Here is a 13,028-nt window from a genome sequence, read left to right as displayed (position 1 = left end):
TGCGAAGCGATGTGATGTGACGCACAGTCACGATCAGATGAATGCTCAGAGGGCCAGCAGATCAGTGGTCGCCGAGGTCTGACGCCGAGGCAGCGATGGCAAAGAGGCGAGTAAAGGGCGACCTGCGGACATCAAGAAGCCCAGGACACTCGCGTGACCTGGGCTTTTGTGCGCCGCCAGGGACTCGAACCCCGAACCCGCTGATTAAGAGTCAGCTGCTCTGCCAATTGAGCTAGCGGCGCTTGTGGTGCTTTCGAACGATGAGGATCGTAGCAGGGGGGCGGGGGAGATGCGAAATCGGTTAGGCGGTCAGGATGGTCATGGCGGCGTTGTGGCCGCCGAGGCCGGAGACGGCGCCGCCGCGGCGCGCTCCGGAGCCGCAGATCAGCAGGTTGGCGACGTCGGTCTCGGTGCCCCAGCGGCCGGCGTCGGCGTCGTCGGTGACCCAGGGCCATTGGAGGTCGCCGTGGAAGATGTGGCCGCCGGGCATGCCGACGGATTCCTCGATGTCGTACGGCGTCTTGGCCTCGACACACAGGTTGCCGTCCGCGTCGCGGGCGATGCAGTTCTCCAGCGGCTCGGCGAGGTAGGACTCCAGGCCGGCCAGCACCCGGCGGGTCGCCAGGTCCCGGGCTGCGTCGTTGTCGTCGGCAAACAGCCGGGCCGGGAAGTGGACACCGAAGACGGTCAGCGTGTGGTGGCCGGAGGCAACCAATGCCGGCGAGAGGATCGACGGATCGGTGAGGGAGTGGCAGTAGACCTCTGAGGGAGGTACGGCGGGCAGCCCGCCGGCAGCCGCCTCAGAATAGGCCGACTCCAATTGGCTGTAGTCCTCGTCGATGTGGAAGGTCCCGGCGAAGGCCCGCGCCGGGTCGTCGCCGGACTTCAGCAAAGGTAGCCGGCGCAGCAGCAGGTTGATCTTCAGCTGCGACCCCTCAGGCCGCACCTCGACCGACCGACCACGGAGAGCATCCAGCGTGGCCGGTGCGACGTTCGCGAGGATGTAGGAGCAGTCAACTGACCGCTCGCCGTCGCCACCCATCCAGGTGACGGACCCGCGCACACCGTCGGCCTCGACAGACGTCACCTCGGCGTTGGTGACCAGTGCGGCGCCGGCGCGGCGGGCTGCAGCAGCCAGTGCGTCTGTGACAGCACCCATGCCGCCAACGGGCACCCGCCACTCACCAGTGCCGTTGCCGATCAGGTGGTACAGGAAGCACCGGTTCTGGATCAGTGACTCGTCGTGGAGTGACGCGAATGTGCCGATGACCGAGTCGGTCGCGACCACGCCGCGCACGGTGTCGTCCGCGAAGCGTCGTTCGATGGTTTCGCCCAGAGGTCGTTCGATGAGCTCGTCCCAGAGGGCCGAGTCGACACGTGAGCGCAGTACGGCTCCGGACTGCAGTGGTTCGAGCAGTGTGGGGGCGATGGCGGCGGCAAGGGAGCCGACGGCGCCGTAGAAGGAGGTCCACGCCGCGTAGTCGGCATCGCTGCCGGTGAGTGCCTCGAACGACGCACGGGTCGCCGCCCCCTCCGGCCGCTCGACCATCAGGCCCAGATCGCGTCCAGAACGGCGTACCGGCGTGTACGACGCCACCGCGCGCGACCGGAGCTCGAGGGACAGACCGAGGTCGGCGGCGATCTTGTCGGGCAGCAGGCTGACCAGGTACGAGTACCGGGACAGGCGCGCGTCCACACCAGGGAACACCTGCTGGCTGACCGCTGCGCCGCCGGTGTGGGCCTGCTGCTCCAGTACGAGCGTTGTCAGCCCGGACTGGGCCAGATACGTGGCGGCGACGAGGCCGTTGTGCCCGCCGCCGACGATCACGACGTCGTAGAAGTCCATCATCCCACCGGCCAATCGAGCTTGTGGTACGCGGCGTCCCAGAACATCCATTCGTAGCGGCACGTCGTGGCGAAGTGCTGATGACAACGTTCCCGCTCCGACGTGCTCACGTCCAGTCCGTCCGTGACCGCGAGTACCGACTCCACCACGGTGTCGAACTCGTCCGAGCCGTACGTCTCGATCCACTGCCGGTACAGCGGGTCCGGCGACGACCGCTTCAGCAGTTCGCGGCCCACGTCGCGGTAGATCCAGTAGCAGGGCAGTGCGGCGGCGACAGCCTCGGCGTACGTGCCCGTGGCGCAGACAGCGGTCAGATAGGACATGTACGCCGTTGTCGTCGGTCCGGACCCGGCTGCGTCGACATCGGCCACCGTCAACCCCAGAGACTCCAGCAACGAGGTGTGCAACGAGCGCTCGACCGCGATCGCGTTGGCGGCGTGCAGCGCGAACATGCTCACCGCGTCCTCGTCCGGAGCGCGTCCGGCGACCAGGCTGAGCGCCCGCGAGTACGCCCGCAGGTAGTGACTGTCCTGGACGATGAAGTAACGGAACGCATCGTGGTCGAGGGTCCCGTCGGTCAGCCCGGTGATGAAGGGATGCCGGACGATCTCGTCGTACACGGACGTCCCACCGCGGTCCCACAGCTCGCCGGAAAACGTCATCCCCACTCCTCGCCGTCGACTGGGACCGACCTTATCCACAGCTCGCCGCGACGGCACGAGACGAACGTCACTCGGTCGCTTTACTCTGAGGCATGAACAGCCAGGGGGAGATGCCGCCGGACACGCCGCTGCTGCGGCGGATCCGGGCGTCGGTGATCGGGGACGACCAGGTGATGCCGGGGCCGTACGGTCCCCGCCGGGTCACGTACGCCGACTACACCGCGTCAGGTCGCGCGCTGACCTTCCTGGAGGACTTCATCCGCGAGGAGGTCCTGCCGCGGTACGCGAACACGCACACCGAGTCGAGCGGGACCGGGCTGCAGACCACGCGCCTGCGCGAGGACGCCCGCCGGATCATCCACCAGAGCGTCGGCGGTGACGACGAGACCGCGCTGATCTTCTGCGGCTCCGGCGCGACCGGCGCGATCGACAAGCTGATCGGCATCCTCGGCCTGCGCATCCCGGCCGAACTGGACGACACCTATCACCTGACCGACCAGATTCCGCCCGACCAGCGCCCGGTCGTCTTCATCGGGCCGTACGAGCACCACTCCAACGAGCTCCCGTGGCGTGAGTCGATCGCCGACGTCGTCCTGATCAGCCAGGACCACGACGGCCACATCGACATCCCGCAGCTCGAGGAGCGCCTGATCGAGTACGCCGATCGCCCGCTCAAGATCGGCTCGTTCTCCGCCGCCAGCAACGTCACCGGCATCGTCAGCAACACCCATCGCGTCTCGGCGCTGCTCCATCGGTACGGCGCTCTGTCGTTCTGGGACTGTGCGGCTGCGGCGCCGTACGTCGTGATCGACATGTATGGCGGCCGCGACATCGACCCGCTGTCGTACAAGGACGCGATCTTCCTCAGTCCGCACAAGCTGATCGGCGGTCCGGGGACTCCCGGCGTACTCGTGGCCCGGCGTGAGCTGCTCCGCAACCGGGTTCCCGACGTACCTGGTGGTGGGACGGTCGCGTACGTGAATCCGTTGGAGCACCGCTACCTCGACGACCCGGTGCACCGGGAGGAGGGCGGTACGCCGGCGATCATCGGGTCGATCCGGGCCGGACTGGCCTTCCAGCTCAAGCAGGCGGTGGGGATCGAGGTGATCCGCGCGCACGAGGACGCGTACCTGCGCCGCGCGGTCGAGGCGTGGAAGGACGAGCCGCACCTGCAGATCCTCGGCAACCTGGACTCCGAGCGGCTGTCGATCGTGTCGTTCGAGGTGAAGGCGCCGTCCGGGCGCTACCTGCACCACAACTTCGTGGTCGCGCTGCTGAACGACCTGTTCGGCATCCAGTCGCGGGGCGGGTGCTCGTGCGCGGGTCCGTACGGACACACGCTGCTGGGGATCGACCTGGTGCGGTCGCACGAGTTCGCCGAGGAGATCCTGCACGGCTGCGAGGGGATCAAGCCCGGGTGGGTGCGGGTCAACTTCAACTACTTCATCTCGGAGGCGGTCTTCTCGTACGTCGTGGAGGCGGTGAAGCTGGTCGCCCGTGACGGATGGCGGCTGCTCGGCGACTACCGCTTCGACCCGGCGACAGGCCTGTGGCGGCACCATCGTGGTCCGGTCGAGCCGCCGATGCGGCTGTCGCAGGTCGGGTACGACGCCGACGGCAAGCTGAGGTATCCACGCCACGATCACACCGCGCCGGAGTCAGCACTCGAGGACTACCTCAACGAGGCGCGCGAACTCCTGTCCACCTGTCAGGAGCAGAGCACCGACTCCGAGGGCCGCGTGAACACGGACTTCGATCACCTGAGGTGGTTCGAGCTGCCGTCCCGCTGTCTGACCCACGACTGATTCAGGCGACTCGGTGATCGGCGGCGAGTGACTTCGCGAGCTCGAGGGTTGCGTCGTCGAGAGCCTGCGGGTCTGTCGCGCCGTACGCCTCGAGCAGTTGGCGCTCCACGGTCTCGACCGTCAAGCCCGGAACTTCGGTCGAGAGCGAGCCGACGGACGCCGGGTCGAAGGGCAACTCCAGGTGTCGATAGACATCGGCCAATAGTGGTTGGAGGCGCGCGTCGTCGCCCACCACGATCAGGGCGCTGAACAGCCACCCGTTGGGTACGACGCGCTGCCCGGTGCCGACGAGTTTCACCACACCGCGCGCGTTGACGCTGTGGGCGCCCGGACAGTACTCGCCGGGCACCGCTCCGACCCGCGCGTCGATCCCGAGCGTCTGCAGCACGTCGGCGTACAGCGCGCCGTACTGCTTGAACCGGGTCTCCATGCCGTCGGGCGCCAGCCGCTCGTGCTTGACGTGATCAACCACCAACGCCTGATCCGTGTACGCGACCGGGCGTCCACCCACCGCCCGCACCAGCGGCTCGAACCCGGCCGCCCGAGCCGCACGCACCGCCGCCCCGAAGCCCGGCAGCCGCGTGTCGCGCCGTCCGAAGACCACGACAGGCCCGGACGGCCGATAGACCCGCAGCGCCTCCTCCAACTCGCCGGCCGATACCCGCCGAACCAACGCGTGCCCGACAGCCAACTCGCTCGCCCTGTCGCCACCGCCACCAGAGAAGAGCCGCACCCCGCAATCGTGTCACGCCGCGGCGGCTTGGCGGCCAAGCGGTACGCCGAGGGCCGAGCCGTCCCGTACCCCGATCCCCCCGAAGCTCTCGGTGACGCTGGCTGCCATCTGGGCCTAGCGGGCGCCGGCGGAGCGGAGGAGGGCGGCGATTTCGGCGTAGCCGCGGTTGGTGGCGTGGTGGAGGGGAGTGATGCCGTCGCTGTCGGGGAGCGACGGGTCCGCGCCGGCGGCGAGGAGGATGCGGACGATGTCCTGCCAGGGCTTGGTGCCCTGGCCGAGGATGATGGCTTCCAGGAGGGCGGTCCAGCCGAGATCGTTGACGTGGTTGACGTTGATGCCGGTCTGGACCACGCGGCGGACGTAGTCGACGTGGCCGCGCTCGCTCGCCGGGATGACCGAGACGCCGCCGAAGCGATTGCGGAGGGTCAGGTCCGGCTTCGCGGGGAGGAGGGTCTCGAGCATCGCGACGCTGCCGGTGACGCCAGTGACGAGCCACGCGGAGTCCTGCCGGTTGTCCTGCGCATCGGGGCTGGCGCCCAGTGCGACCAGGAGCCGAGCTACGTCGACGCGGTCGTTCAGGGAGGCGAGGAGGAGAGCGGTACGGCGGTTGTCGTCGCGGGATTCCAGTGGCGCACCGGCGGCCAGGGCTGCAGCGACCTGGTCAGCGTCACCAGCCGCGGCAGCCGCTAGCAGAGCGGCGGTGGGGGAGCTCGGGAGCTTGGTAGCCAGGACAGCCGTCACCTCGATCTGGCTCCGCGCTGCCTGCACCGGTGTGATGCCGTCGCGTTCCGCCGGTTTGTTCCGGTCGGCTCCGGCGGCGATGAGCAGCCGGACCGTGTCGACGTACTGCGGGGTGCCCTTGCCGAGCAGGACGGCCTCGTGCAGCGCGGTCCAGCCGAGGCGATTGACGTGATCTACTGCCACACCGGCCTGGAGCAGCCGGCCGACCACCGCCGCGTGACCACGCTCGGCGGCGCGGATCAGCGCCGTACCGCGGTAGCTGTCGAGGCTGCGGACGTCGGCGCCGTGCTGCAGTGTGAGGTCGAGCAGTTCGACATACCCCTCGCTCGCGGCGATCAGGAAGGCGCTCTGCACGGAGTCGTCGACCGCGTTGACGTTCGCGCCGGCGTTGATCAGCCGGCGGGCTGCGGCGACGTCGTTCTTCCAGGCGGCGGCGATCAGTTGCTGATCGAGGGTGCTGACTGTCGACACTGCGCTGGTCCTCTGAGGGGACGGGGGTGAGGTGCTGTCGGTGGTCGTGCAGGCTGCCGTCACCATGATGACGGCAGCCGCTGCCATGGTGCGGTTCATCGGCGCGGTGGGGTAAGGGTGATGACCTGGTACGGCGGGACCGCGGTGGTCTCGTCGAACTTGCTGTCGACCAACAGCAGTCTGCCCTCGGCGAGCTTCGCCGTGGTGAGCACCCGGTCCGGGTCCGTAGGGGTCGCAGAGGCCAATCGCGCCGTACGGCCATCGCTGGAGAGCTGCAGCGTGGTCAGGACGCGAGGGAAGTTGCGGACCACCCAGAGCTGACGACCGTCCTGCACGAGACCGTCGGCGTTGACGAGGTCAGCCGCGCCAGTGTCGACAGCCGAAACCGTGCCGGTGCTCAGGGCGAACCGCCAGAGGCTGCCGACGTTGCCCTGGGCGACGACCAGCGCGCGCCGGTCCGGGGACAAGACGATGCCGCCGAGGTTGAAGCCGGTCTGGGTCGGGATGGTCGCGGTGGCGTCCGCCCAGGTCCGCATGGTCCAGCGGCCGTGCTCCTCGGCGACGCGGAACACCTGCGGCGCGTTCGAGTTCGTGACGTACGCCGCTCCGTCCGGTCCGATCACGAGGTCGTTCAGGAACGCGTTCGGCACACCTGTCTGCAGTGCGGCGAGGAGCCGGCCATCGCGGTCGTAAACCCACAGGTCCGGCGCCCCTGGGTGATCGATGCCGTTCGGGCCACCTGCGACGTACACCCGGCCGCGTGAGTCGACCGTGACTCCACGCGCGGTCCAGCGGCCGTCGGTCCCGTCTCCCGGTAGCCACTCGGTCGCGGCCGCGGATCGCAACTGTCCGCGGTGGATCTCGCCACCGGTGGTCTCCGAGACGTAGTACCGCTGCGTGCGAGCGTCGTACCCGATGCCCTCGAACTTGGACCCACCGGCGTCGCCGGAGAGCTCGTAGGTAGCGGGCCGGGCAGACGCCGTGGGTACGCCGACGCCGACCAGGGCCGCGGACAGTGCCAGCGTCGCGGACAGGGAGCGGACAGACATGAGAACCTCTCGTCATTCGAGGTGAGGTGGACTGCCTCCAGCCTGGTCCGCCGCAGATGCCCGTACGACGGGTGTTCGGCCAGCATCGGATAGCCGATCGGATGATTCGGAAGCCGGCCGGCTCGGCCTACCATCGGCAGGACCATGACCACTTCACGCACACCGGGCTGGGCGACCGGGATCCTGGGCCACGCCGACGGGCTGGTGGTCGCGCTGAACGCGGCATTCGTCGTCCTGGTGCTCGCCTCCGCGGTCCGGTACCTGACCGGGCACGGATTCGGCGACCGCGCGCCCTGGGTGCTTGCGGGCGCGCTGGTGCTACTGGCGACGTACGCCGCGCACAAAGCGCTGCCCAGTCGCCTATGGCTCGCGTTGCTGGTGGTGGTGTGGTTCGGGCTGGTGATGCTGGCGCCTTCGTTCGCGTGGTGCGCCGTACCGCTGTCGTTCGTCGCGTTGCGGGTGCTGGCGTTCTGGCCGGCCTGTGCGGTCGTTGCGGGGATGGTGGTCACCACAGTGGTCATGTGGACCCGGATGGCTGACCGGCTCGATCCGACGATCGTGCTGGGGCCGGTCTGCATCGCCGTACTCGCTGTTGGTGCGTATCGGGCCCTCGAGCGGGACACAGTGGCGCGGCAGGCGCTGTTGGACGATCTGCATGCAGCGCAGGGGGATCTGGCGGACGCGCAGCATCAGGCCGGCGCACTGGCCGAGCGGGCCCGGCTTTCGCGGGAGATCCATGACAGCGTTGCGCAAGGGCTGTCCAGCATCAATCTGCTCCTCCAGGCTGCAGAGCGGGAGTGGGACGACCGACCGGCCGCGGCACGCGAGCATGCGTCGCAGGCGGCGACGACCGCTCGCGATGGGTTGGATGAGGTACGGCGGGTGGTCCGGGACCTGGCTCCCGCAGAGTTGACTGTGGTGCCGGGTGAGCCCGCGCTGCCGGATGCACTCCGCCAGACGTGCGGGCGACTCGCAGCCCACAGCACTGTGGACGTGCGCGTTCAGGTGCACGGTACGCCGGTGTCACTCGGGTCGGAGGTCGAGACCGCCTTGCTGCGCACTGCCCGTGGTGCATTGGCCAACGTGCTCGAACACGCGGCTGCAACGACCGCCGTGGTCACGCTGACCTACCAGCCGGACGCAGTTGTCCTGGACGTCCGCGACGACGGCCGCGGCCTTCCCGACGGTGGGTCGACCGATCCGGATCGCGGGCGAGGACTGACCGGCATTCGCGACCGGCTGAAGCAGCTCGGCGGCACGCTGGTCCTGGAGAGCGAACCCGGCGAGGGTACGGCGCTGGCCGCCTCGATCCCGTTGGTCCGCGCATGATCCGGGTCGCGTTGGTGGATGACCATCCCGTCGTGCGGGCCGGGATGCGTGCGCTCGTGGAAGGCCAGGAGGACCTGTCCGTGGTGGGCGAGGCGTCCGACGCGCACAGTGCCGAGCAGTTGGTTGCCGCGGTTCGGCCGGATGTCGTGCTGATGGATCTCAACCTCGGCTCCGGGCCTGGTGGTGCCGAGACCACCGCGCGGTTGCGGGCATTGCCGGAACCGCCGCACGTATTGGTGCTGACGACGTACGACACCGAGGCGGACATCATGAGTGCAATCGATGCCGGAGCGTCCGGGTATTTGTTGAAGGACGCGCCGCCCGAGGATTTGTTTCGCGCGATCCGCGGGACCGCGCGCGGTGAGACGGTGCTCGCGCCGGCAGTCGCCGCGCGGTTGGTGCGGCGGTCGGGGCCGTTGCTCACCGAGCGGGAGGTGGAGATCCTCGGGTTGCTCGCGACCGGCCGGTCGAATCGGGAACTGGCCAGGAGCCTGTTCGTCAGCGAAGCGACGGTGAAGTCGCATCTCTCGCACATCTACACGAAGCTCGAAGTGGACACCCGGGCCGCCGCCGTTGCCCGCGCCATCGAGCAACGCATCATCCGCCCACCTGGGTAACGATGCGCGTCCGGACGCCGAAGTTGCGATCGGCGGCGAATTGTGCCGCGATTGTTGTGCGCCGGCGGCATTTCGGGATTCGGCAATGATAAAAGCGGTTCGGAGATAGGCAACGAAGGATCCCCGTGACATTCTGCGGAAATGATCACAGGGGGATTGAAGTCAAAGGGGTGGGCGGCTTTGGCCGCGGGGGTTTCGTTGGTGTTCGCGGCGGTGGTCGCGCCCGCCGCCTCCGCGGTACCGGAGAAGGTGAGCTCGCCGGATCCGAACCTGACGGTCACCAGCGTGACGCTCGGGCGATCGGCGGTCGCCGTGTCCGGGCTGAACACCGTGGCCGTATCGGTCACCGTGGCCGGTGGGTACAAGACGACTGAGTCGGGCACCGTGTTCCTCAACGTGTTCCTGGATCGCACCGGCGGCACGGGGCCGGCGCGCTATATGGTCGCGGCGCTCCTTGGGCTGTCCTCCGGGACCGTTCAGAGCGGCACCTGGACGGGTTCGCTGTACGTGCCGTCGACGGCGAACGGGACCTTCAAGGTCACCGGCGTGATGGAGGGCACCATCATCGACGGCTCCGACGGCAGCATGACGACCCCGACTCCGTTCGCCGGTCCGAGCATCGCCGTCACCGGCGTCCACCTGCCGAGGATCGGCGTCTCGATCATCCCGAAGGTGGTGCCGTTCGGGTCGGCGTACAAGGCCCGGGTGGCGATCACCGACTCCGCGACTGGTAAGGCGTACGGCAGCCGGATCAACGTCCAGATCACCTGGGACAACCTCTGCGTCGAGCACGACGGAGATCGCTATCTCACCAACACCGCCGGGATCGCCGAACGGGTCTATCCGGCCGCTGCCGGGGACGCCCTGAACTGTGTCCGGCTGCGCGGCCGCGCGTTCGACACCGCGGGGCTCGGCTGGTCGGTCAGCCGGCCGGGGATCGTCGGCGCGACGCCCGCCAGGACGAGCGTCCCGGTCGGCACGATCGTGCCGGTCAACGGCACGGTGGCGGGCGCTCCTTCCAAGTGCGCGGTGGTCCTGCAGCGCCTGACCGGCGCGACGGCGTGGCGCGGAGTGAGCCAGGACATCGTCCGGCAGAGCGGGCGGTTCACGGTACTTGCCCAGCCGCCGTACGTCGGGAACGTGATCTACCGCGTGTACTTCCCGACCTGCGGCCGATTCCAGGCCGGCTACAGCAAGAGCTTCGTGATCCGCGGCACCTGAGGCGAGGTTGCGGTGACCGGCGGGGGCGGGGGATTACTGTCGTGCTGTGAGTAGCTCGAATAACGCGGGGGGCGAGAGCTTTCTGACCGTGGTGGTCGCGCTGACCGCGAATCTGTTGATCGCGGTGGCGAAGACGGCCGTTGCGGTGATCACCGGCTCAGCCTCGATGACGGCCGAGGCCGCGCACTCCTGGGCCGACACGGGCAACGAGATCTTCCTGCTCGTCGGCGAGCGGCGGGCCCGGAAACCGGCCGACCGGACGCATCCGCTCGGGTACGGGCGGGAGGGCTACATCTGGTCGATGTTCGCCGCGTTCGGACTGTTCACCGTCGGCGCGGCGGTGTCGGTCTGGCACGGGATCCAGTCGCTCCAGCACGGGGAGGAGGGCAACCCGTCGTACGGCTGGGCGTACGCCGTGCTCGCGATCTCGTTCGTGCTCGAAGGGATCTCGTTCGCGCAGGCGCTGCGGCAGACCAAGGCCGGTGCGCTCAAGCGGATGCTGCGGCCGTTGCGGTACGTGCGGATCACCTCGAACCCGGTGCTCCGCGCGGTGTTCGTCGAGGATCTCTCGGCGCTGATCGGGATCGTGATCGCGACGCTGGCGATCCTGCTGCACCAGTTGACCGGCAACGCGGCCTGGGACGCGCTCGGGTCGATCGTGGTCGGCCTGCTGCTCGGCGGGGTCGCGCTGTTCCTGATCAGCCGGAACATGGACTTCCTCACCGGTGAGGCGGTCACGCCGCTGGCCCGCAACCGGGCACTGCGGGCGCTGCTCGATCACAAGGACATCGAACGGGTCAGCTTCCTGCACATGGAGTGGGTCGGCGCCGACAAGATCTTCCTGGTCGCCGCGGTCGACGTCATCGGCAACGACCCCGAGTCCGCCGTCGCCGTCCGACTGAACGACATCGAGGAGGCGCTGAACGCCCGCCCCGAGATCGAACGGGCCGTCCTGACCCTGAGCCGCCCCGGTGACCCGACCGACCTCCGCCCGGTCCCCCTCCCAGCCTGGTACGTCGACCCCATCGCCTGACCGCTTCGCCGGCCCTCGTTAAGGACGGCGCTGACGGCCCGGCTATCCACCTGGGTAGCCGGGCCGTTGCGTTCACTTGTTGGGCTGGACCTTCGACGACGGCTTGACCGCCGTACCGCTGGGCTTGACCTGGTTCGCCGGCGGGAATTTCCAGGTCTTGCTCTTCACCATCGAGGTGAGCTGCGCCACCGTAAACAACGGCTTCTGGCGGGTGTGCCGCGAGCCCTTCTCGGCCGGCGCGTTGTAGCTGGTCATGCTGATGAAGCGTCCGTCTCGCCTGTACAGGGCGACGTAGTTGCTGGTGACGCCGTCCTTGTTGCGGTCGCCCGGGTACTCGGGCTGCTCGGCCACGGCGAACACCGACGAGCCATCGGGCAACTTGGTGCAGCCGGTCGACGCGGTAGCGCAGGGGTTCTCTTCGCCGCCGGCGGAGAGCAGGACGTCGACGCGGGAGGCGCCCTTGCCGTCGTCGACGACGTACGCCGCGGCGACGAAACCGTCCTTGGATTCGCCCCACAGCTCGGGCTTGGTGAGAGTCCGGCCAGGTGCCTCGACGAGAGACCGGAGTGTGACCAGTGTCTGCTGCGGGGTCACGTGGCTCGGCTTGGCCGCCGGTGGTGCGGTCAAGGGAGCCGGCGTACCGGCGACTGCTGCTTCCGAGGGGCCGCCGAGCAGTTGGACTCCGCCGGCGATCAGGCCCACGGTGGCCACGACGGCTCCGGCTCCGGCGACGCTGAGGACCGTCGTACGACGACGCCGGAGGTGGAGGCCCTGCTGGACGCTCCGTTCGAGCAGGTCGGGCGTGACCGGCTCGAGATTCTCGGTGGCCCGCTGCATGAGATCGGTGAGTTGGTTGTTCATCGGTGCTCCTCGGGTTCAGTGCGCGATCAGCTGGGCGGCGCCGTCGCCGAGGACCGCGCGGAGGCGGTCGAGGGCTCGGGCGGTGCGGGTGGTGATCGCGCTGGCGTTCTTGCCGAGATCGAGCGCGACCTGCTCGACGCTGCGATCTTCGAAGAACCGCAGCACCAGCACGGCGCGATCCAACGGCGCCAACTCGGCCAACGCACTCTGCAGCGCCATCCGCAGCTCCGGATCCCCGGCCCGCTCGGCGCGCTCCGGCACGTCCGCGGTCGGCCGCTCGGTCCAGCTCTTCCGCCGCCGCTGTGAAATGAACGTCCGCGCCAACGCGGCCCGCGCGTACGCCGCCGGATTCTCGACCCGGTGCCAGGTCCGCAGCATGTTCGCGAGCGTGTCCTGGACCAGATCCTCGGCGTGGTGCCGATCACCTGTCAGCAGCCAGGCGGTGCGGTACAACTGCGGTATCCGCGCCCGCGCAAACTCCTCGAAGTCTTCAGTTGCCCTCATCGCAGCCTTTCGGTCGATGCCTCTGCCTCAACAGACGCACCCACCCGCCGGGAAGATCACACCCGACTTTTCAGAACACCAAGGAGAGCACCCAGACCGCGAACGCCAAGAACCCCACCACAAACGTGACCACCAGCACCACGCCGTACCCGAACC

The 13,028-nt window shown here is 68.7% G+C and carries 12 protein-coding genes and 1 tRNA gene; 5 read left to right on the top strand and 8 right to left on the bottom strand.

Annotated elements, in window-relative coordinates:
* Positions 1-169: 169 nt before the first annotated feature.
* The 3 genes from ACXC9Q_RS17220 to tenA form a co-directional block, all read right to left on the bottom strand.
* Positions 170-242, bottom strand: a tRNA-Lys gene (locus ACXC9Q_RS17220).
* A 59-nt stretch (positions 243-301) separates the two neighbouring features.
* On the bottom strand, positions 302-1,849 hold the full coding sequence (locus ACXC9Q_RS17215; RefSeq protein WP_457057747.1) for a phytoene desaturase family protein: 1,548 nt from the start codon (positions 1,847-1,849) through the stop codon (positions 302-304).
* Complete coding sequence (gene tenA / locus ACXC9Q_RS17210; protein WP_457057515.1) at positions 1,846-2,508, bottom strand: thiaminase II; 663 nt, start codon at positions 2,506-2,508, stop codon at positions 1,846-1,848. Before tenA ends, ACXC9Q_RS17215 begins: the two co-directional genes overlap by 4 nt.
* 92 nt (positions 2,509-2,600) lie before the next feature.
* Between tenA and ACXC9Q_RS17205 the strand changes: the two genes are divergently transcribed.
* Positions 2,601-4,313, top strand: coding sequence for an aminotransferase class V-fold PLP-dependent enzyme (locus ACXC9Q_RS17205; protein ID WP_457057514.1), 1,713 nt, complete (start codon positions 2,601-2,603; stop codon positions 4,311-4,313).
* A 1-nt stretch (position 4,314) separates the two neighbouring features.
* Here the strand turns inward: ACXC9Q_RS17205 and ACXC9Q_RS17200 are convergent, their stop codons facing one another.
* The 3 genes from ACXC9Q_RS17200 to ACXC9Q_RS17190 form a co-directional block, all read right to left on the bottom strand.
* A complete protein-coding gene (locus tag ACXC9Q_RS17200; RefSeq protein WP_457057513.1) occupies positions 4,315-5,046 on the bottom strand; it encodes a lipoate--protein ligase family protein in 732 nt (243 codons plus the stop codon).
* A gap of 114 nt (positions 5,047-5,160) precedes the next feature.
* Entirely contained in the window at positions 5,161-6,258 is a 1,098-nt protein-coding gene (locus ACXC9Q_RS17195) for an ankyrin repeat domain-containing protein (RefSeq protein ID WP_457057512.1), read from the bottom strand.
* 95 nt (positions 6,259-6,353) lie between these two features.
* Entirely contained in the window at positions 6,354-7,307 is a 954-nt protein-coding gene (locus ACXC9Q_RS17190) for an SMP-30/gluconolactonase/LRE family protein (protein ID WP_457057511.1), read from the bottom strand.
* 144 nt (positions 7,308-7,451) lie between these two features.
* On the opposite strand from ACXC9Q_RS17190, the gene ACXC9Q_RS17185 reads away from it, so the two are divergent.
* The 4 genes from ACXC9Q_RS17185 to ACXC9Q_RS17170 all read left to right on the top strand — a co-directional run bounded on the left by ACXC9Q_RS17185 (position 7,452) and on the right by ACXC9Q_RS17170 (position 11,507).
* Entirely contained in the window at positions 7,452-8,636 is a 1,185-nt protein-coding gene (locus ACXC9Q_RS17185; protein WP_457057510.1) for a sensor histidine kinase, read from the top strand.
* Complete coding sequence (locus tag ACXC9Q_RS17180) at positions 8,633-9,253, top strand: response regulator (RefSeq protein WP_457057509.1); 621 nt, start codon at positions 8,633-8,635, stop codon at positions 9,251-9,253. Before ACXC9Q_RS17185 ends, ACXC9Q_RS17180 begins: the two co-directional genes overlap by 4 nt.
* Before the next feature lie 201 nt (positions 9,254-9,454).
* Positions 9,455-10,474: a hypothetical protein gene (locus tag ACXC9Q_RS17175; RefSeq protein WP_457057508.1), complete on the top strand. Its 1,020-nt coding sequence runs from the start codon at positions 9,455-9,457 to the stop codon at positions 10,472-10,474.
* A gap of 46 nt (positions 10,475-10,520) precedes the next feature.
* Positions 10,521-11,507 (top strand): cation diffusion facilitator family transporter, encoded by a 987-nt coding sequence (locus tag ACXC9Q_RS17170; protein ID WP_457057507.1) that lies wholly within the window; start codon positions 10,521-10,523, stop codon positions 11,505-11,507.
* Positions 11,508-11,579: 72 nt separating this feature from the next.
* Here ACXC9Q_RS17170 and ACXC9Q_RS17165 read toward each other — a convergent pair whose 3' ends face one another.
* Both ACXC9Q_RS17165 and ACXC9Q_RS17160 read right to left on the bottom strand, forming a co-directional pair.
* On the bottom strand, positions 11,580-12,368 hold the full coding sequence (locus tag ACXC9Q_RS17165; RefSeq protein ID WP_457057506.1) for a hypothetical protein: 789 nt from the start codon (positions 12,366-12,368) through the stop codon (positions 11,580-11,582).
* Positions 12,369-12,383: 15 nt separating this feature from the next.
* The gene (locus ACXC9Q_RS17160) at positions 12,384-12,872 is read right to left on the bottom strand and encodes a SigE family RNA polymerase sigma factor (protein WP_457057505.1); all 489 of its coding nucleotides are present in this window, start codon (positions 12,870-12,872) and stop codon (positions 12,384-12,386) included.
* Positions 12,873-13,028: the final 156 nt, after the last annotated feature.

This window comes from Kribbella sp. CWNU-51, assembly GCF_054073265.1.
This window is presented reverse-complemented; position numbering and strand designations above follow the sequence as displayed.

Bases quoted from the DNA above. Each gene is read 5' to 3' on its own strand.
- ACXC9Q_RS17205 (WP_457057514.1), top strand. From the start codon at position 2,601: ATGAACAGCCAGGGGGAGATGCCGCCGGACACGCCGCTGCTGCGGCGG.
- ACXC9Q_RS17165 (WP_457057506.1), bottom strand. From the start codon at position 12,368: ATGAACAACCAACTCACCGATCTCATGCAGCGGGCCACCGAGAATCTC.
- ACXC9Q_RS17215 (WP_457057747.1), bottom strand. From the start codon at position 1,849: ATGATGGACTTCTACGACGTCGTGATCGTCGGCGGCGGGCACAACGGC.
- ACXC9Q_RS17180 (WP_457057509.1), top strand. From the start codon at position 8,633: ATGATCCGGGTCGCGTTGGTGGATGACCATCCCGTCGTGCGGGCCGGG.
- ACXC9Q_RS17160 (WP_457057505.1), bottom strand. From the start codon at position 12,872: ATGAGGGCAACTGAAGACTTCGAGGAGTTTGCGCGGGCGCGGATACCG.
- tenA (WP_457057515.1), bottom strand. From the start codon at position 2,508: ATGACGTTTTCCGGCGAGCTGTGGGACCGCGGTGGGACGTCCGTGTAC.
- ACXC9Q_RS17190 (WP_457057511.1), bottom strand. From the start codon at position 7,307: ATGTCTGTCCGCTCCCTGTCCGCGACGCTGGCACTGTCCGCGGCCCTG.
- ACXC9Q_RS17185 (WP_457057510.1), top strand. From the start codon at position 7,452: ATGACCACTTCACGCACACCGGGCTGGGCGACCGGGATCCTGGGCCAC.